The sequence below is a fragment of the Azospirillum brasilense genome, assembly GCF_008365405.1.
Taxonomy (GTDB): domain Bacteria; phylum Pseudomonadota; class Alphaproteobacteria; order Azospirillales; family Azospirillaceae; genus Azospirillum; species Azospirillum brasilense_D.
In genome coordinates this window covers 47,584-66,217 of record NZ_QOKV01000028.1, presented here as the reverse complement: position 1 = coordinate 66,217, position 18,634 = coordinate 47,584, and the positions used below count along the sequence as shown (strand labels likewise).

The 18,634-nt window shown below is 64.8% G+C and carries 15 protein-coding genes; 6 read left to right on the top strand and 9 right to left on the bottom strand.

Going from position 1 to position 18,634, the window contains the following annotated elements; translation table 11 throughout:
- Positions 1–1,128: 1,128 nt before the first annotated feature.
- Positions 1,129–1,395: a hypothetical protein gene (locus tag DS837_RS28150; protein WP_170296019.1), complete on the bottom strand. Its 267-nt coding sequence runs from the start codon at positions 1,393–1,395 to the stop codon at positions 1,129–1,131.
- Between the two features lie 434 nt (positions 1,396–1,829).
- On the opposite strand from DS837_RS28150, the gene DS837_RS28145 reads away from it, so the two are divergent.
- The 6 genes from DS837_RS28145 to DS837_RS28120 are packed head-to-tail and all read left to right on the top strand — an operon-like array spanning position 1,830 to position 8,808.
- On the top strand, positions 1,830–2,813 hold the full coding sequence (locus DS837_RS28145) for a tyrosine-type recombinase/integrase (RefSeq protein ID WP_149167753.1): 984 nt from the start codon (positions 1,830–1,832) through the stop codon (positions 2,811–2,813).
- Positions 2,814–2,831: 18 nt separating this feature from the next.
- Positions 2,832–4,190: a DegT/DnrJ/EryC1/StrS family aminotransferase gene (locus tag DS837_RS28140; RefSeq protein WP_149167752.1), complete on the top strand. Its 1,359-nt coding sequence runs from the start codon at positions 2,832–2,834 to the stop codon at positions 4,188–4,190.
- Complete coding sequence (locus DS837_RS28135; RefSeq protein ID WP_149167751.1) at positions 4,187–4,936, top strand: radical SAM/SPASM domain-containing protein; 750 nt, start codon at positions 4,187–4,189, stop codon at positions 4,934–4,936. The genes DS837_RS28140 and DS837_RS28135 overlap by 4 nt, the downstream gene beginning before the upstream one ends.
- Before the next feature lie 10 nt (positions 4,937–4,946).
- On the top strand, positions 4,947–5,966 hold the full coding sequence (locus tag DS837_RS28130) for a GNAT family N-acetyltransferase (RefSeq protein WP_170296018.1): 1,020 nt from the start codon (positions 4,947–4,949) through the stop codon (positions 5,964–5,966).
- A gap of 22 nt (positions 5,967–5,988) precedes the next feature.
- The gene (locus DS837_RS28125) at positions 5,989–7,098 is read left to right on the top strand and encodes an inositol-3-phosphate synthase (protein ID WP_149167749.1); all 1,110 of its coding nucleotides are present in this window, start codon (positions 5,989–5,991) and stop codon (positions 7,096–7,098) included.
- 18 nt (positions 7,099–7,116) lie between these two features.
- Entirely contained in the window at positions 7,117–8,808 is a 1,692-nt protein-coding gene (locus DS837_RS28120; protein ID WP_149167748.1) for an SIR2 family protein, read from the top strand.
- Positions 8,809–8,818: 10 nt separating this feature from the next.
- Here the strand turns inward: DS837_RS28120 and DS837_RS28115 are convergent, their stop codons facing one another.
- The 8 genes from DS837_RS28115 to DS837_RS28080 form a co-directional block, all read right to left on the bottom strand.
- A complete protein-coding gene (locus DS837_RS28115) occupies positions 8,819–12,412 on the bottom strand; it encodes an ATP-binding protein (RefSeq protein WP_149167747.1) in 3,594 nt (1,197 codons plus the stop codon).
- A 335-nt stretch (positions 12,413–12,747) separates the two neighbouring features.
- Positions 12,748–12,930, bottom strand: coding sequence for a hypothetical protein (locus DS837_RS28110; RefSeq protein ID WP_149167746.1), 183 nt, complete (start codon positions 12,928–12,930; stop codon positions 12,748–12,750).
- A gap of 167 nt (positions 12,931–13,097) precedes the next feature.
- Entirely contained in the window at positions 13,098–13,811 is a 714-nt protein-coding gene (locus DS837_RS28105; protein ID WP_149167745.1) for an ABC transporter ATP-binding protein, read from the bottom strand.
- Positions 13,795–14,574, bottom strand: a complete 780-nt coding sequence (locus tag DS837_RS28100; RefSeq protein WP_149167744.1) for an ABC transporter ATP-binding protein — start codon at positions 14,572–14,574, stop codon at positions 13,795–13,797. The genes DS837_RS28105 and DS837_RS28100 overlap by 17 nt, the downstream gene beginning before the upstream one ends.
- Positions 14,574–15,602: a branched-chain amino acid ABC transporter permease gene (locus DS837_RS28095; RefSeq protein WP_170296017.1), complete on the bottom strand. Its 1,029-nt coding sequence runs from the start codon at positions 15,600–15,602 to the stop codon at positions 14,574–14,576. Before DS837_RS28095 ends, DS837_RS28100 begins: the two co-directional genes overlap by 1 nt.
- A 4-nt stretch (positions 15,603–15,606) precedes the next feature.
- Entirely contained in the window at positions 15,607–16,485 is an 879-nt protein-coding gene (locus DS837_RS28090) for a branched-chain amino acid ABC transporter permease (RefSeq protein ID WP_014241452.1), read from the bottom strand.
- Positions 16,486–16,551: 66 nt separating this feature from the next.
- Positions 16,552–17,739, bottom strand: a complete 1,188-nt coding sequence (locus tag DS837_RS28085; RefSeq protein WP_170296016.1) for an ABC transporter substrate-binding protein — start codon at positions 17,737–17,739, stop codon at positions 16,552–16,554.
- Positions 17,740–17,832: 93 nt separating this feature from the next.
- Positions 17,833–18,615 carry a short-chain dehydrogenase/reductase gene (locus DS837_RS28080; RefSeq protein ID WP_149167741.1) on the bottom strand — a complete coding sequence of 261 codons (783 nt, stop codon included), beginning with the start codon at positions 18,613–18,615 and terminating at the stop codon, positions 17,833–17,835.
- Positions 18,616–18,634 lie beyond the last annotated feature (19 nt).

Sequence of the window (18,634 nt, the reverse complement as noted above, 5' to 3'; positions counted from 1 at the left end):
ACCCGGATTTCCATCACTTCCTCCGCTGTCTGCATCCCTCCCCCCTCCGCGCAGGTCAGGGGGAGTCTACGAGCGGTGGGTCAGTTTTCACCCGATGACCCGGGTCAGTTTTCCAGCGATGGCAACAAGGTGGCGGGCCATCGCCGCCCGTTACGAGAAAACGGCAAACTCCGTCATGGCGTGCTCTGTCTCGCCGCTGCCTCTGAATGGCTCAAGGATCAACAGGCTCTATGTTCGCAAGACGGCCTTGAGCTTGGACCAGCCCGGCTCGATGGGGGAGGGGGCGGGTGAGAGGCGCGGCAGGAAGCGGACAGCCACGGCGGCAGTTTTGTCCGGCTTCAAGGCGGCGAGGACAACCTGATTGACGAACGTCAGGAACGGGGCGGTGGAGGTTGGCGCCTCGAGGCTCATCGCGCCCGGCATGAGGAGGCGAGGGCAGGGGAGGGGAAGGATCCGGTACGAATCCCCGTTTCCGGCTGGGTGCGCCGGCGGAGCGGGACGACGCGTGGCCGACGCGCCATAGGCCCCGTTGGGCCCACATCCCGCTCGGCGGCCACCGCCCGGCTCGACGCCGAGCCGCTGACCTGTTGGGACTTCCTGCCACAGATCGAAATCAACGCGGCGGGCGGGAACAGTCCGCGCTTCGTCACTCTGATCCTCACCGAAACACGATGGGCCGGCGGGCAGTCCTATACCGGCGATACGAAACGGGAATTCGCCGTGGTCGCCGGTACCAGGGTGTTGACTTCCAATCTGAAGAAGGAGGGTAAGGTGCGATATCGCACCGTGCCGGTTCCGATGCCCGAACCGCCGCTCGATGTCGCGGTGCGGCTGACCATTCGCCAATCTTCTGCACAGCAATATGCCCATGTGGAGCTCCGTTCCGGAGTTGCACGGCCTGTTCGGTGTGGGCTCCGTTCTGCTCGACCGGATCGGCCGTTGTCCGCGCCTGTCCTCAACGGGGCTGGCCGAGCACGCCGAGGCCGCCGCTAAGGTGGTGGAAGCGCTGAGGCGGCGCATATCCCCCTGCCGCATGACCCCCGTCCGTATCAGAACGACCGGGCCTGTGTTCCGGTGGGTGCCAACGGTGATGTGCCTCAGGGCCAGCCGGCGGAACGACTGGCAACTCTACACTGACTGGTTGGCCACGCCCGGCTGGTGCTCGCGCTGGACGTTGCCATCGGGCGCGGCGAAAGCGTCGCCCGCCTGCCCAAGCGTGGGCTCTCCCACCGTCTGTGCCCACCAGCCCTGGACAAGAACCATGCACTGCTGCGCGCGGCCAAGGCTTGTGCGCTTGTCTGTTCCTTCGACGGCAAGATTCTGGAAGGGGAGGGGGCCGAGCTTCCGTTTCTGGCGGAACCGGCCGGTCAGACAGTACCGGAACTCCATCGGCATCTTGTGGCGTTGAGGCTCCGACAGCTCGTTCAGAAACGTGATCGCGGGCTGGCGGACGGTGCTGCCGCAGGCGCTTGCGATCCATCTCGCGGGGGCGGCGTTTGCGGAATCGCTGCACCCCCGACATGGTCGGGCCACCCGTCCAACATTCTTGAAGGCTGTCGCCAGCGCTCTCCGCCCTGCTTCACCACGCCGACAAGGCCGTACGGCTCTCGGCCGAAGCCGACCGAACACGCGAACGATTGCGTGACCGATGCGAGCAGTCCTCCGGGCAGGCGGCGCGACCCCTCCCTGCACCACAGGCAAGGATGAGAGGGCTCAAAGCGTCAGCTTGGCCTTGCGCTCGATTCATTCGTAATCTAATCACATGGACGTCAACGGCACGCGGACGTATGCCGAGTGAGGCGCGCCTCGCCGGATAAGGACGCACAGCCATGCCCCGTGCCATCGGATGGCCGTTCATGAACGTCGCTCGCGCCTGTGTCGATTTCCTTGCCCATTGCCGGGTGGCCAAGAACCTGTCGGCGCACAGCCTGCGGGCCTATGGCATCGACCTGAAGGAATTCGAGCGGTTTGTCAGCCCCGAATCCGATATCGCCGCCATCGACCGCCAGCAACTGCGCCGTTACCTGAGCCACTTGTTCGAAACCCGGCGGCTGAAAGAGACCAGCGTCAAGCGCCGAATGGCTTGCCTGAAGGTGATGTTCCGCTGGCTGGAGCTGGACGAGGCGATCCCGATCAGCCCCTTCCACCGGTTGGACGTGCGCATCCGCCTGCCCAAGCGCTTACCGCGCAATCTGACCGAGGACGAGGTTCGACGGTTGCGCCGCACCGCCCTGGAGCGGGTGGGCCTGTCCGGGCGCATCACCGAAGCCAAGGCGTTGCGGGTCGCCAAGCGCACCGATCCCAATGCGTTTACGGCGCTGGTCGTGCTGGAGGTCTTGCTGTGCACGGGCCTGCGCGTCGGCGAACTGGTGAGCATCAGCGTGGCGGACATCGACTTGATCGAGCGTGTTATCACGATTATGGGCAAGGGCAGCCGGCAACGCCGGGTCTTTCTGCCTGATGACGAAACGGCGGCTCTGGTTTCGGCCTACCACGCTGCCACCGCTGCACGGCGCGGTGCGCACGACGGGTTCGTCGTGACGGCATCTGGCGTCCCTGGCACGACGCAGTTCGTAAGGTCCCTCCTGCGCGAAACGGCGCAAGAAGCCGGCATCTCCCGCCGGATCACTCCACACATGCTGCGCCACACCGCGGCAACGCGCCTGCTGGAGAACGGCCTCGATATTCGCCTTGTCCAGAGGCTGCTCGGGCACCAGAGCATCTCAACCACGGAGATCTACACCGCGGTTACCGATACGAGCCTGAAGGCAGCCATCGGTCGGGCCGCTGCCCGCATGAAGGGAGATGGATAACTACTAATTATCGGTGTCATGGAACGGCTCGCGGATGGTTGTGTCGATCAGGATCGGGAGCCGCTCGCCATTCTTGGCGGACCGCCGGTCCATGTCGGTCAATGGCCGACTTGGCCAAGGGCAGGGCGTATCGCCCAGCGGGGCCTGTTGAATGTTCTGCATTCGGGCAAATGGACCCTGTCTGGACGGTCATCGGTCATACCGTCTCAGGAAAGGCTCTTTGCGGAAAGCTTCGCCGGCTTCGTAGGGCGTCGGTACGGCGTTTCCTGCAGTTCGGGGACCGCGGCGCTGACGATCGCCTTGCAGGCGCTGGGGATCGGACCGGGCGACGAGGTGGTGGTGTCCGGGCTAACCTGGGTCGCCTGCGCGTCCGCTGTGGTCAATCTCGGCGGCATCCCAGTGCTGGTCGACGTCGATCCCGATTCCCTCTGCGCGTCCATCGCGGCCATTGAAGCCGGGCTCAGTGCCAGGACCAGGGCCGTGCTGGGCGTCCATATGTACGCCTCGCGCGCCGACCTGCCGGCTCTCGAGACGCTCTGCGCCCGCCACAACTTGTCGTTGATCGAAGACGCCTCCCAGGCGCATGGAGCGACGATCGGTAACAGGCGTGCGGGAACATTCGGCAGCATTTCGATCTTCAGCTTTCAACAGTCGAAGCTCTTGACCGCCGGCGAGGGTGGTATCGCCGTCACCGACGACGACCGGCTTTTCCAGCGTATGCAGCAACTGAGAGCGGATGGGCGCGCCTATGCCGGACCGGCCCCGATGGCTCCGGCCTTCAGCGAACTGGTCGCTTGCGGCGAAATCCTCGGTCGCAACCTCTGTTTGTCGGAATTCCAGGCGGTCCTGCTGCAGGAGGGACTGGGGCGGCTCGATGTGGAGAATGCGCACCGGCTCCGGATGGCGACCGTGCTGGAAGAGGCCGTCGGCGGGTTGGGATGGGTCAGCGTGGTGCGGGACCGTTTGGACCCTCGCGACGGCGCAACATTTTATAAGATCCCGTTGCGCATCGATGAAGAGCGCCTCCTGAGGATCGGCCCGGAGTTGCTTGCGCGGGCGTTGACCGCCGAACTCAGGCTGCCGGTGGAACCGCTCGACTGGCCCCTGAACCGGTCACCGCTCTACCGGCCGGAAACCTCGCCCCTGGTGGCGCGCAATGCCGATGCGGTCGAGCTTTTCCGGCCGGGACGCTTCTCGCTGCCCCAGGCCGAAGCCGTCTGGCGTTCTTCCGTGGCCCTGCCGCACCCCTGCCTGATGGGCGGGGAAATCGACGTGCAGACCATCGCCACCGCACTGCGCAAGATCCACCGCAATGCCGATGCCCTCGAAGACCTGTCCCGGCGACCGAGCCCCGGCGCCCAGGCGTTCCGCACATGAGCGTCGCCATGACGGACCGCTGCGGAGCGCGGGAGACGGACGCTTGGTTCTCGGTGGTCGAGATCGAGGTGAGCCGGCGCTGCAATCGGCGCTGCGGCTATTGCCCACAGGCATTCGATTGGTATCGTGGTCCGGAGCAGCGGATGGAGCGCGCCCTCTTCGACTCCATCATCGGGCAGCTTGCGGAGGTCGGCTTTTCCGGGCGTCTCGGCTTCCATCTCTACAACGAGCCATTGCTGCGCAAGGACCTCGACGTCCTGGTGGAGCATGCGCGCGGGCGTCTGCCGTTCGCCTACTTCGTTCTCTACACCAACGGTGACCTGCTCGACGACCGTCGCCATGGAAGGCTGCTTTCCGCCGGCATTGATCATTTCCTGGTCACACGCCACGATGGTGGCGACTTCCCCGAGCGGCCCTTCCAGACGGTGCAACGCCCTGGGGATTTCATGCTTTCAGGGCGTGGCGGAATCGTCGACGGCAGCGACCGCGCCTGGACCCTGCCATGCTATGCCCCCGGCGAGATGATGATGATCCGCTACACGGGGCAGGTCGTGCTGTGTCACGAGGATGCCGCGTCGCGCCATGTGATGGGCGATCTGCGCGACACCCGTCTCGCCGATGTCTGGTTTTCGCGGGGCTTCCAGGATGTCCGCCGCCGGCTTGAGGCGGGCGACCGGGCCGGAGCCGGGGGCATCTGCACCGCGTGCGACAATCGCCTGCATCCCCTTCCCGATACGGGCATCTGACGGAGGGGCCATGACCAAGTCCCGCAGTCCATCGGCACCGCTCACCATCACCGTCCGCTCCGCTCTCGACCTCAGCCCCGAGGAACTCGCCGGCTGGGAAGCCATTCTTGCCGACGAACCGGTCTACGCCAGCCCGTTCTTCACGCCGGGATATGTCCGCCTCGTGGCGCAATGCGTGGATGGGGTGATGGTCGGCCTGATTTGGGAGAACGGCGCGCTCGTCGGCGTGTTCCCCTACGAGTTGGAGGGTCCCGGGAAGGCGCGGCCGGTGGGGTCCGTCTTCTGCGACTATCAGGCCGTCATCGCCCGGCGCAGGGTGGATTGGACGGTGGAGGGGCTGCTGGCAGGGCTGGGTCTGGAGCAATGGCGCTTTGATCATCTCTTGGCCGTGCAAACTCCATTTGCGCCTTACATACAACGGCGCGACGTATCCTGGTCCATCGACCTGTCGCAGGGTTTCGCCGTTTACGACACTTGGCTGCGCGATGGAAAGCATCGTCCGGTCGCCGAGACGCGCCGAAAGCTGCGTATGATGGAGCGTGAGCTCGGCCCGGTGACCTTCGACGCCCATGTTGGCGACCATGATCTGTTGGACGGCCTGCTGGCCCGCAAATCCGCCCAGTGGGCGCGCAGCGGCTGGCCGGGTCGTTTCTCCACCTATTGGGAGCACCGGCTGATGCACCGGCTGCTCGACACGCAGACGCCGGGATTTGCCGGCATGCTGTCGGTGCTCCGTGCTGCCGGACGGCCGCTCGCCATGCACATCGGGATGCGCTCGCGCGCGGTGTGGCATTACTGGACGACGGTCTATGACGACGGCTTCGCCCGTTATTCGCCGGGCAACGTGATGCTGGTCGAGATGATCAAGGCGGCACCGGGGCTGGGCCTCCACGAGATCGACCTCGGCAAGGAAGACTTCGAATACAAACGCCGCCTGCACACCCATGTGGTGCCGGTGGTGGAAGGCGTACTTTCCACCGCAGCACCATCCCGATCCCTTGTCGTCCCGGCAGAGTTCGGCGTCTCATGACTTCCCTTCCGGAGAAAACGCCATGACTTCCCTTATCCCCGAGGCGCCCGTGCGCCTGGCAATCGCGGGGATCGGCAATTGCGCGAGCGCACTGGTGCAGGGCCTGTGCGCCTATGGGCATGACGGTGCCGCCGCGGAGGGCCTCATGCATGAGCGCATCGGCGGAATCTCCTGCGCCGACATAGAGGTGGTCGCCGCCTTCGACGTCGATGCGAGGAAGGTTGGCCGTCCACTCGGCGAGGCGCTGCTGGCGCTGCCCAACTGTGCCGCACGCTTCTGGTCCGGTCCGCTGCCGGGTGGCGTGACCGTGAGCATGGGGCCGGTGCTCGACGGGGTGGCGCCGCACATGATGGACTATCCGGACCATCTCGCCGTCCGCGAGGCTCAGGCCGAACCCATCGATCTCGCGCGGACACTGCGCGATACCGGAACGGAGGTGCTGGTCAGCTATCTGCCGGTGGGGGCAGACCGTGCCACCGCCGCCTATGCCCAGGCTTGTCTGGATGCCGGATGCGCCCTGGTCAACTGCGTCCCGTCCTTCATCGCGAGCGATTCCGGTTGGGCGGGGCGCTTCCAGGCCGCCGGACTTCCGGTCATTGGCGACGACGTCAAAAGCCAGTTGGGCGCCACCATCGTCCACCGCGTCCTGACACGCCTGTTCGCCGACCGGGGCATCGTGCTGGCTCACACCTATCAGCTGAACACCGGCGGCAACACTGACTTTCTGAACATGTTGGCGCGCGACCGCCTGACCTTGAAGAAGCGTTCGAAAACCCAGGCGGTCCAATCGCAACTTGACGTTCCCCTTGCGCCGGAGGACGTGCACATCGGCCCCTCGGACTATGTGCCGTGGCAGAAGGACAACAAGGTGTGCTTTCTGCGCATGGAAGGGCGCGGCTTCGGTGGTCAACCTGTCGAGGTCGAACTGCGCCTGTCGGTGCAGGACTCGCCGAACAGCGCCGGGGTGGTGATCGACGCCGTCCGTTGCGCCGCCCTCGCATTGCGCCGTGGCATCGCCGGTCCGCTGGAGGAGGTGAGCGCCTACTTGATGAAATCTCCGCCCGTGCAGCTCCCGGATGCCGTCGCCCGGGAGCGTTGCGAAGACTTCATTGCGCGTCTCGAAAGACCCTGAATCGAGGAGGAGTCCCTCATGCCGCTGCAGAAGATGAGCGTCGAAAGCTTCCTCAGGCATATCTGCAAAACGGAGCAATCCGGCCGTGATCATCCGCCGAAGCTCACATTTTTCCTGGGGGCTGGTTGCTCCATCAGCTCCGGCATCCAGGGGGCAGCCGGCTTGGCGCGCATGTGGTGGGACGGCATGGATGACGACCAGAGGCAGTTGGTGCCGGACTATTCCGACGAGTGCGCAGGCGCGTTCTACAACAAGATTGTCGAGGCCAAGTTCGGCTTGAACGAAATGCTCAAGCAGCAGGAGCTGGCCCGCATCATGCGCGATGCCAGGCCCAGCTTCGGTTATATCGCCCTGGCCATACTCATCCACAAGAGCACGCAGTGGAGTTGCCGGGATGAACAGCTGTCGCCGGTCGTTCTCACGACCAATTTCGATGACTTGCTGGAACGGGCTTTTCTAATCCACACGCCGGTTGTGCCTGTGGTTGTGTCGCACGACGCGCTGATCGACTACTCGACCTCGTCTCGATGCATCATAAAGCTGCATGGCGATTATCGGTTTCTGCCATATACTGACGGTCCCTCAACAAAATCGCTCTCACCCGATGTCCAATCTCGTATTTCAAAAATTATACACAACAGTGATCTCATAATCATTGGATACAGCGGCCATGACTCCGGAGCCGCGTCCTTGATCGCCAGATGCATTCAGGAAAGGGATTTCTCTCGCATCTTCTGGATCAATCCGAATCCTCCAGGACCCGAGATGGAGGCAGCTTTTAAAGGCGCGACGGTCTATCATGTGGATTCCGTCACATTTGACGATCTGATGGCGAAAATTCTCAGGTTCACCGAGGTCCAACACCCGTCCCCTTGCCGCCTGATGGATCACATCGACAGCTATCACGATTATTTTTTCGAGAGGCTGCAAGACAAAAAGAGAAAAAATGAGGATGTCGTTCATTTGTCGAATCGGTTTCAGGATTGGTTCCACGTTCTGCATAAGGCGCTTGGATTTGCACGAGCTGGCGATCTTGATAATGCAAAACTGATAATAGAAAAAAGAATGCACATTTTCGCGGTGATAAGTCCTTTCAGAATGTACTGTGCGCACATCTTCTTTGACCATAACATCGACCTTAATAAAGCAAATTTTCACTATCGATGGGCGCTGCGTCTCGATCAAGAAAATGCACGCGCTAACGCGATGTACGCTTCTTTCCTGATCCAACATCCTCAGTACATAAAATCCATTGGGCCGGAAGAATACCTTAATAGAGCGATCACGCTCAACCCAATGGACTACAATTCTATCGTTAATATTTCCGGATATTTGTTCTCAACGGATAGGATAAAGGATGCGACCTATTGGCTCAAGCGGGCGCGCGGTTACCCTCTTTCGGATGTAAATTGCCTGGAAGCCGACTTTTATGAACTGGCGCACCTGTATGACAAAAGAAGGGCATCCGAACTCCTACGACGGATCGGCAAGAACTTGAGGAACGGTGTGAGGCCGCACAACTATCGGTACGAGAACAATGTGAAGGCTGCTTTGTCCGCCTCTTCCTTCGGAAACGGCGGACACCCGCTTCACAACCTCATTCCTCAACTTGCAGCCGTGATGGAGGACAGGATGCCGGTGTCGGTTCTCGCATGGAACCAAACGTTCCGCGAGGCCTGCGGCGGCATCGCCGATCCCACCGCCGTGTGACCCGCCACGGTCAGAACCAGCAGACCACGGCGAGCTTCGTCGGTTTGTCGATGATCAGGCCGGGCGGCTTGCCCGGGACGCCGCGGATGATGTGGTGGTATCGCTCCGCGTGCTTCTGGATTTCAAGAAAGTCCTCGTCCCGGTTCCAGCAGTAGGGGTGGAAGCCGCGAAGCCTGCCGAGCGTCTCCCGGATTCGGGCATCCACTTCCAACTGGGCCTTGATGACATTGGCCAGGATGACCGGCCCAGGACTGATCACGGCGTCGTCGCCCATGAAGCCAAGGCCTTCTCCCATCATGCTGTCCACCGCCGAACGCAGCGATTTCACGGCCTGCGTGTCCTCACCCCGGCGTTTGGCGATCACGGCGTCCAGATTGTGGAGCTGCCAGTGGATGTAGCCGATGGCATTGTCGATACAGGAGGCCTTGCCGTCGTCACTGAAAGCCTGCGCGGCATCGAAGAACGCCGTGGCGTTGGCGTTGGTGGTGCCCGGCGCTTCCGCCGCCACGCCCTGCAGATAGGCGATGGTGGCTTGCAACAAGTGAAGGCGCGGCAGGATCGAACGATATCTCGCATTTCTGCATTGCTCCACCAGCCGGGCAATGACCGTTGCCTGGCAACGCAGCCACTTCCGGTGATCCCCGGCGTTGCGACCGGCTCCGCCGAGGCCCCGTGCCTTGAGTTTGCAGGCGATGAGACTGGCGATTCCGTGCCGCTTGTGCCGCTCCGTGCGGCCCTTGCAACTGGCCCGGAACCCCATGCGGTTGAGCTCGAGGCAGTGGTCGGGGTTGGGAAGGAAGAACCGCAATGCCTCGTCGCCCAAGCCCATGCCAAACAGTTCCTGGGCGCGGCCTCGCTCCGCCTCCGCCCGGCCGGCGGACGTGCCAATAGCCTCGGCATCGCATGCCAACGCCGCCTCTTCGGCTAGGCGGCCATGCAGCTCGGCCAGGTTGCGAAAGTTGGTGTAGGTGTGGAGGAGCCGCAATGCGTTGTGGATCTCGAACGACAGCCGCGGGTCACTCCGTATATCGGGAAGAACGCGCACCAGGATCTGAAGCTCGTGATACCGTCGAAGCGCCTCGCCCGACTGGCCCGCGTCCATCAGGACGTGCGCGGTCAGGGTGTCGAGCCAGAACCGGCACCATTCCCCTTCGGGACCGGTGAGGCAATTGCCGTCGAGCAGCCGCTTCCCGAACCGATCCGCGAGCAGAGCATAGGGCAACGCCTTGTGGAATGCGCCGATGTAGGCCTTTGCGGGGATCAGCCGGGAGAGAAGCCGGGGGACGGGGTCGGACCCGGTCCGCACCAGCCGAATCGCGTAATCGATCGCATCGTAGTAATCGGTGGGGATGGTTATGGTGGAGAAGCTTTCTATCCGGCGCACGGCATCCAGCATCGGGGCAAAGCGCTGGTAGGCCGTCTCGCGGTCGTCAGCCAACACCGCCACGGCTCCCTGGACCAGCGGTGGAAGCGCATCGAACAGCGGCCGATCGTGGCGGAGCCGTCGTGCGGTTGCCGGAAAACGCGCGAGGATGGCCGCGATCTCGGATGAGGATGCGGGAACCTCCTGGATGGTGTCGCGCAACAGGTTGCTGAAGAACAGCAGGATCGACTCATGGCTCCATGCCAGCGCCGGTCCGGTGGCCGGGGCCGATTCGCGGCTTGCCATCGGCGGCTCCGCCAGCAGCCGCCGACGTTTCAGCTCCTCTCGCACGGCCGCCGCTTGGGGGGATGTGGACGGTCCGCAGACCTCGGCCGGTGGATTGGTCCCAAAGAAGGTCGCCGCTAGCAGCGCCTCCTGGGCCTCCCTGCCATGGATCCAGTGGCCCAGCAGCTGGAAGCGCTTTGCGTAGAGCCGCTTCATCGAGGTTGGAAGTTCCTGGAGCCGTGCCAGGAACGAGGGCGGGTGGGTTATCGACAGGGTTCCGCTGGACGCAATGCTGATGAGGGTGGCATCCAGCAGATACTCCATGCATTGGATGATGGCGTTCGGCGTAGTGCCTGAAAGCGCGAGGATGCGGGCGGTGGCGGTCTCGTCGATTCCCTCGATCAGGGTCCGCACCAACTCGCCGGGCTCATGGTCTTTCAGCGCCTCGACCCGACAGACAGTGGCGCCGGTCGACGCAAGGATGGTTTCCATTTCCAGGTAGGAGGCGTTCGCGAAACTGTCGTCGTTACGGCCGGCAAGGAGGAGGACATAGCGGCTGTCGGCGCACGCCTTCTTCAGGGCGATTCGCAGCAGCAGCCGGCACAGACGCCTCGAGGCGTTGTGCATGTCCTCGACGATGAGGACGGGCGTCAGATAGGACAAGCGATAGGATGCGTCCGCCGGTTCGGCTTCAAGGCAAAGCAGAATATGCTCCAGGCAGGTGGCTCTCGTCAGCCAGTGCGGCTCCATGCCCGCGGAATAGAGATTGGAAAGCTGGCTGCGCAACGTCTCGACTGCGGCCCCGGCCACGGTACCGCCGGTGGCGACGGTGCAGCGGCAAAACAGCAAGGCGTCGCCTCGATATTTCTCCATTGCCTCGCTGATGATCCGGCTCTTGCCCACACCCGCCTCACCGCCGATCAGGACGATCGTTCGACCGGCTTCCTTCTCAGCGGCGGAACTCATGCATTCCAGAACCTGATCCCGCGCCTTGATATGCCCCTTCCCGATGAATGGGGATCGGTAGATGATCTGTGCGGACGTTTTGCTCCTGTACAGGACGCGCCTGATTTGCCGGCCCGACGCGCACTGCAGCCCCAGGGTCGCGATGGCCTTCAGCAGGTCATGAGGGCGGTCGCGTCTGTCGGTCCGTGGTTCCTGCGAGCCTTGTGCCCGCCGGACGATGAGCCGGGCACAAAACCTGAAGCTGCGGGACGAGAAGGGGGCGATCACCTCCGGCCGGACGCCGATGGGCTGCGCCGCCAGGAAACTGGCAACATCGACGGAAACCCGGTCCAGCCTGTCGCCTTCGACTACCGACCATCGGCTGTCCGTCTGGACGCACAGCTCCACAGAGCGCGGCATATTTGTCCGGTTGTATAAGCTCAAGAAGATGTTTGCGATTTCCGGATCGCCGCTTGGCTCGACATACCTGTCGTAAGCGATGCCGTCCAGGAGGGTACGGACAGGACCGTAGTATGGAATATCGGTCGGCCACGACAAGCCGGCATCTGCAAGATAAGCACGCAGGGTTTGCCCATCCACAATGGTGAGCTGCATCCTGTCTTCTCGGTCAAAGCAATTATGAGCGGTCCAGTGCGCGCTCGTTGGCACGTATCCGTTTGTAATGACAGCGATCCCCTGGAACTTTCCATGGAGCTGGGAAAGATTCGGAGCGATGCGATCGTGTTCGATGTTACCCCGTTGCGTCTGCGTGAACTTCACTTCTATGGCATAACGGGAATTTGGTTTCAGTGGGATTCCAAAGAAGGAACATCCATCGGCAATTGTTTCCCTGGTTGCAAGTTCCAAATCCCGTCCGCCATCGAACAGCGCCTTGCGTGTCGTTTCTCCGCCACGCCGCTCCACCGGCTTGACGGTGCAACCGTGCTCCCTGAACCGCCGAATCAACACACCGTGAACGAACTGCTCGAACCTTGCGGCCTGCAGACGCATATCCTTATCCATGATAACCAGCACTCGAACACGAGTAGAATAATTAGTAGTTATCTAACGAAGTCGGTGGGGTTTGCCTGCCGTGCGACATAAGTCGAGCGACTGGAGAACCTTCGATACGAAAGGAATATAACAAATGCAATCCTGAGTCCAGCTTCATGAAGCGCATGCGCCGGTATGTTGATAGCGAGTCAAGGTTCTGTCTTCTTAAGATTGTGCAGCGTTGCAGAGTCGATGAGCGTTTCTGAAATTGGCTCCAGTGTTTTGGAAAACCATTTTTGTACGAATGAAATGTCGGCCGAGTTTGAAAGGCATTCAGTATCTGTTTGTAGGCGTCAGGCGCAGATATCCCGAGTGGTCAGCCGCAGACGCCTGGACAGGATGCAGACGAACGCGATCTCGACGAAGGCGATGAAGTGGGCCTTGGTTTGATCGACGACGACATTCAATCGGAGGTAGCGGGAGGGTAAAGACAGTGAGCGTTCCACCACCCGTGCGATCTTGGTGGGGATGAACACGCCGTCGCGGCCGCTCCCGCCACCGTGGACTTGACGGTACCTGCCGGACTTGTGAATCAGTTCCCAAGCGAGGAGGCGGTCCTGAAAGGCGCAAAGTCGAAGGTTACTTCCGTGTCGTCACCCCAGAATGCCGAAGAACCGGTTCCGGGTGACGCTCACCGCGCGGCTCAATGGCGGCCGCCGCCGAGGTAGCTGCTCAGCACCTCCGGGTCGTCGGCGACCTTCGAGCCGTGGGTCTGGAAGGCGATCGCTCCGTTGGCGAGCACGTAGGTGGTGCCGGCAACCGCCGCCGGGACGCCGATGTTCTGCTCGATGAGGAAAATGGTCATGCCCTCCTCGTTGAGCCGCCGGATCACCTCGATCATTTCCTGGACCAGCCGCGGGGACAGGCCGTGCGACGGCTCGTCCATCAGCAGGATTCGCGGCCGCGCCATCAACGCGCGCCCGATCGCCACCATCTGCTGTTCGCCGCCGCTCATGGTGCCCGCCGGCACGCTCCGCCGCTCGCGCAGGCGGGGGAAGAAGTCGTAGACGCGCTCCAGGTCGGCGGCGATGCCGGCCTTGTCGTGGCGCGCCGCGGCGCCGAGGGCGAGGTTGTCGGCGACCGTCATGCTCGGCCAGACGAAGCGGCCCTGCGGCACCTGGATCACGCCCTTGGTGACGATGTCGTGCGGGTGCAGGCCGGCGATCGGCCGCTCCTCGAACTCCACCGCGCCGCCACGCGGCTTGACCAGGCCACTCAGCGCCTTCAGCAGCGTCGTCTTGCCGGCGCCGTTGCCGCCGAGCAGCGCGACGACCTCGCCGCGCGGGACCGAGAAGGAAACGTCGCGCAGGACCTCGCTGAGGCCGTACCAGACGCTAAGGTTACGCACGGTCAGCATCGGGGCTCTTTCCAAGATAGGCTTCCTTGACGAACGGGTCGGCGAGGATGACGTCCGGCGTACCGTCGGCGATCTTCCGGCCCGAGTTCAGAACGGTGATGCGGTCGCACACGCCCATCACCAAGCGGATGACGTGCTCCACCATGATGATGGTGATGCCGCGCTTGTCGCGGATGCGGCGCAGCAGCCCGTCCAGCTCGGCGACGCGCGGCGGGCTGAGGCCCACCGCCGGCTCGTCCAGCAGCAGCACCTTGGGCTCGGCGACCAGCGAGCGGGCGATCTCCACCAGCCGCTGCTGGCCGAACGACAGCGACGCGCCGTCGCGTTCGGCGAAGGACAGCATCCCGACGAAGGCCAGCGCCTCGCGCGCCCGCTCGCGGGCCTGCCGCTCCTCGCGGAGCACGCCGGGCAGGCCGACGGCGGCGCCCAGCACCGAGGCGCGCAGCCCCTGGTGCATCCCCGCCATGACGTTCTCCAGAACCGTCATCCCCTTGAAGAGGAGCGAGGTCTGGAAGGTGCGCCCGACGCCGCGGGCGGCCACCTCGCTGGCCTTGAGGCGGCTGAGCGGCTGGCCGTCCAGGCGGATTTCGCCCTCGGTCGGGCGCACCAGACCGGAAACGACGTTGAGCAGGGTCGTCTTCCCGGCGCCGTTCGGGCCGATGATGCCGCGGATCTCGCCGGCCGGCACCGTGATGTCCACGTCGCTGAGCGCGGCGAGGCCGCCGAACGACAGCGACAGGCGTTCGATGCTGAGTTCGGCCATCACTCGTCCCCCCCTCGGCTGTGCGGTTCCGTCCACCCCGGCAGCCAGCGCCGCAGCGCCTGCACGAGGCCGCCCGGCGCGAACAGCAGCATGCCCAGCAGCAGCAGGCCGAGGCCGATCTCCTGCAAATCCTGCATGCCGCGCAGCCCCTCCTGCATGCCGATCAGCAGCACGGCGGCGATCGCCGACCCGGCGATCGAGCCGAGGCCGCCGACGACGACCATGCAGAACTGCAGGACGATCTGGAACAGGTTGAAGGATTCCGGCACCACCACGTTCAGCAGGCCGGCGAACAGGCCGCCCGCCACCCCGGCGTAGACGGCGGTCAGCGTGTAGGCGACGATCTTGGTGCGGGTGATGTCCACGGCGATGGATTCCGCCGCCACCTCGCTCTCGCGCAGGGCCACCAGGGCGCGGCCGATGCGCGACCGCATGACGCCGTACGCCGCGGCCACCAGCAGGACGGCGAGGACGAGGCTCAGATAGTAGATGCCCGTGGTGGTGCGCAGGCCGAGCGCCGTGAAGTCGACCGGTGCCATGACGAAGCCCGCCGTGCCGTGGGTCACCGAGTCCCAATGCACGAAGGTCCACAACGCGAACTGCGCGAAGGCGATGGTGGCGAGCGCCAGATAGAGCCCGCGCAGGCGCAGCGCCGGCAGCGCGACCGCCAGCCCGATGGCCACGGTGATGGCGGTGCCGGCGGGCAGGGCGAGCCAGAAGGGCAGGCCGGCGTCGAGGCGCAGCAGGCCGGTGGCGTAGGCACCGACGCCGAACAGGGCGCCGTTGGCGAAGGAGAGCTGCCCGGCGAGGCCGAGCAGGATGTTCAGGCCGACGGCCAGGATCACGTAGATGAGCGCCAGGTTGCCGACATAGACCTGATAGGGGTTGGCCACCAGCGGCAGCACGGCGAACAGCAGGACGCCGACGGCGAGCGCCGGGCGCCGGCCGACCAGCCAGCCGAGGTTGCGGCGCTTGATGGCGCGGGGCGCCGAGGGTTCGGCCGAGGGATCGTTGGACAGGGTGACCATCGCGTTACACCTCCCGTCGGGCGCGCGCGCCCAGCAGGCCGGTCGGCCGGAACACCAGCACGGCCAGGATGATGATGAAGGCCGAGACATCCTGGATGCTGCTGGCGATGTAGGTGCCGGCGAGCGCTTCCAGGATGCCGACCAGGAGCCCGCCGATGACCGCGCCGGTCATGCTGCCCAGCCCGCCGAGGATGGTGGCGGCGAACGCCTTCAGCAGCAGGCTGAGCCCGATGTCCGGGGTGAGCAGGGTGAGCGGCGCCACGAAGACCGCGGCCACCCCGGCGAGCGCCGCCCCGGCGCCCCAGGTCAGCATGTAGACGCGCTCGACGCGGATGCCGACGAGGTAGGCGGCGTGCGCATTCTCGGCGGTGGCCTGCATCATCTTGCCGGCCCGTGTCCGGGTGAAGAACAGCGTCAGCAGCAGCATGCACACCGCCACGCTGGCGATGACCACGAGCTGCTGCGGGAACACGGCGACGCCGCCGATGAGGACCGGGGCCGGGCTGACCAGCGGCGGAAAGGGCACCACCTCGCCCTGGCCGCCCCAGAAGTGGCGGCCGATCCCCTTCAGCACGAAGGACAGCCCGACCGTCGCCATGACCATGGCGATCGGCGGTGCCTTGATCAGCGGCTGGTAGACGACGCGGTCGGTGAGCACGCCCAGCACGAACGAGCCGGCCACCGCGCCCAGCAGCGCCACGATGTAGGGCAACTCCCACATCACATGCAGGGTGAAGGCGAGGAAGCCGCCGATCATGAACAGCTCGCCGTGCGAGAAGTTGATGTGGCCGGTGGTCCGGTAGCAGAGCACGAGGCCGACCGCGACGAGCGCGTAGAGCGCGCCGCTGGTGATCCCCGAGGACAAGGCGTAGGCGAGCAGCACCGCCGGGCTCCTTTCTCTGGAGGGCTGCGCCGGTCCCCTTGGGGAGCCGGCGCAGGGGATGCGGAATCAGCGGGTCGGCTTGGTGACGCCGATGCCGGTGACGCGGCCGTCCTGGAAGGCGAAGATGCCCAGCGCCTTGTGGCACTGGTGGTCGGTGGGCTTGCACTCCAGCGGACCGGCGTAGGTGTCGGTCTTCACCGTCAGGTTCGACATGACCTGGAGGATCTTCTCCCGTGTCGGCTCCGGACCGGCCTGCTTGAGCGCCTCGACCGCGAACTGCCCGGCCGAGATTCCGTACATGTGCAGGACGTTGAAGCGGTCGCCGAACCGCTTTTCGACGATGCCCTTCCACTTCGCCACCTGCGGGTCGTCGACGCCGTAGCCGGCGGCGGTGACGGCGCGGAGATTCTTCACGGAATCGGGCGAGCCGACGCCCTTGGCCAGCACGTCGATCTCGCCGAGCGGCGAGCCGCCGACCATCAGCGGCTGGAGCCCCACCTTGTAGGCGTCCCGCAGGAACGGCACCGCCGCCTTGGGGAACAGCAGCAGCAGCACGGCGTCCGGCTTGGTGGCCTGGATCTGCAGGACGGTGGGCGTGGTGTCGGTCGGCTCGACGGCGATCTCCTGGATGGAGACCGGCTCGATGCCCTTGGCCTTGAAGGCCTCCTTCATCGGATCGAGGCGCGCCTTGCCCCAGGCGTCCGGCTGCCAGACCACGGCGATGCGCGTCTTGCCCTGGTCGAGAGCGAGCTGGAGCTGGCCGTAGACCTCCATCCAGGCGGCCGACATGGTCGTGAAGACGTACGGATTGACCGGCTCGGTCAGGGAGTCTGCGGTGGAGGCGACGATCACCCAGGGGATCTTCGCCTCGATGACCTCGGGCTTCTGCGCGATGGCGGCGTTGGAGCAGCCGCCGCCGACGATCATGAAGGGCTTCTCCTCGTGGATCAGCTTCTTGACCGCGCCGACGCCCCGGCTGGGCAGGCACTCGTCGTCCTGCTTGGTATAGACGATCTTGCGGCCATGGATGCCGCCGGCGGCGTTGGCCTCCTCGAACACCGCCTGCACCCCGTTGAGCTGCGGGATGATCAGACCGGCGGAGGGGCCGGTGAGGCCGCCCATGCCGCCGATGACGATGGTGTCGGCGGTGACGCCGGTCTCGGCCAAGGCGGCCGGCGCCGCCATCAGCGACAGGGCTGCGACCGACGCCAAGCCGGTCATCGTGGCCAAGCCGGTCATCGTGAGCGTGCGCATGTGCCTTCCTCCCATTTCGTTGGCCCATTTCGTTGGCCCTTTTCCGGGCGCTGCCCCTGTGTGCGGTCCTGCCGCGTCGTCGTCCGCTTCCGTTCAGGCGCTGCGGTTGCTGGCCCCTCCGTCAACCGTCACGATGGTGCCGCTGACGTAGCCGGCCCGCGGCGAGGCCAGGAACGTCACCACGTCGGCCACCTCGCGCGGGGTGCCCATCCGTCCGAACGGAAGGCCGAGGGCGCTTTCCACCTCCGGCCAGCGCTCGGCGTCGCCGTGCCGCTGCGCGCTGAAGGTCCGCATCATCGTCACGGCGCGGTCGGTGGCGGTCATGCCGGGGTTGACGCCGACCACCCGCAGCCCGGCGTCCGGCGCCCGCGCGCCGAGCGCCCGGGTAAAGGCCATCAGGCCGGCGTTGCCGGTGGTGCCGGCGATGTAGGCGGCGTTCGGCCGTTCGCCGGCGGTGCCGATGATGTTGACGATGACGCCGCGGCCGCGCTCGCTCATGGCGGCGTAGAACAGCCGGCACAGCGCGATGTAGCCGAACACCTTCAATTCCCAGGCGCCGCGCCACACCTCGTCGGAGACCTCGCCGATCTCGCCGCCCGGAATGGCGCCGGCGTTGTTGACCAGGATGTCGGCGCCGGCCCAGTCCGCCGCCAGGGCCTGCCGGGCCCGCTCGTCGGCCATGTCCGTGGGCACCGCCGCCGCCGCGACGCCGAAGCGCGCCGACAGGGTCGCCGCCAGCTCCGCCAGCTCCGCGGACCCGCGGGCCACCAGCACGAGGTCGCAGCCTTCCCCGGCGAGGGATTCGGCGACGGCGCGGCCGATGCCCTTGCTGGCCCCGGTGACCACCGCGCGCTTGCCTTTCAGGTCGAGATCCATGTCCGTCCTTCCATGTCCG

Bases quoted from the DNA above. Each gene is read 5' to 3' on its own strand.
- DS837_RS28150 (WP_170296019.1), bottom strand. From the start codon at position 1,395: ATGCCGATGGAGTTCCGGTACTGTCTGACCGGCCGGTTCCGCCAGAAA.
- DS837_RS28145 (WP_149167753.1), top strand. From the start codon at position 1,830: ATGCCCCGTGCCATCGGATGGCCGTTCATGAACGTCGCTCGCGCCTGT.
- DS837_RS28140 (WP_149167752.1), top strand. From the start codon at position 2,832: ATGGAACGGCTCGCGGATGGTTGTGTCGATCAGGATCGGGAGCCGCTC.
- DS837_RS28135 (WP_149167751.1), top strand. From the start codon at position 4,187: ATGAGCGTCGCCATGACGGACCGCTGCGGAGCGCGGGAGACGGACGCT.
- DS837_RS28130 (WP_170296018.1), top strand. From the start codon at position 4,947: ATGACCAAGTCCCGCAGTCCATCGGCACCGCTCACCATCACCGTCCGC.
- DS837_RS28125 (WP_149167749.1), top strand. From the start codon at position 5,989: ATGACTTCCCTTATCCCCGAGGCGCCCGTGCGCCTGGCAATCGCGGGG.
- DS837_RS28120 (WP_149167748.1), top strand. From the start codon at position 7,117: ATGCCGCTGCAGAAGATGAGCGTCGAAAGCTTCCTCAGGCATATCTGC.
- DS837_RS28115 (WP_149167747.1), bottom strand. From the start codon at position 12,412: ATGCGTCTGCAGGCCGCAAGGTTCGAGCAGTTCGTTCACGGTGTGTTG.
- DS837_RS28105 (WP_149167745.1), bottom strand. From the start codon at position 13,811: ATGCTGACCGTGCGTAACCTTAGCGTCTGGTACGGCCTCAGCGAGGTC.
- DS837_RS28100 (WP_149167744.1), bottom strand. From the start codon at position 14,574: ATGGCCGAACTCAGCATCGAACGCCTGTCGCTGTCGTTCGGCGGCCTC.
- DS837_RS28095 (WP_170296017.1), bottom strand. From the start codon at position 15,602: ATGGTCACCCTGTCCAACGATCCCTCGGCCGAACCCTCGGCGCCCCGC.
- DS837_RS28085 (WP_170296016.1), bottom strand. From the start codon at position 17,739: ATGCGCACGCTCACGATGACCGGCTTGGCCACGATGACCGGCTTGGCG.
- DS837_RS28080 (WP_149167741.1), bottom strand. From the start codon at position 18,615: ATGGATCTCGACCTGAAAGGCAAGCGCGCGGTGGTCACCGGGGCCAGC.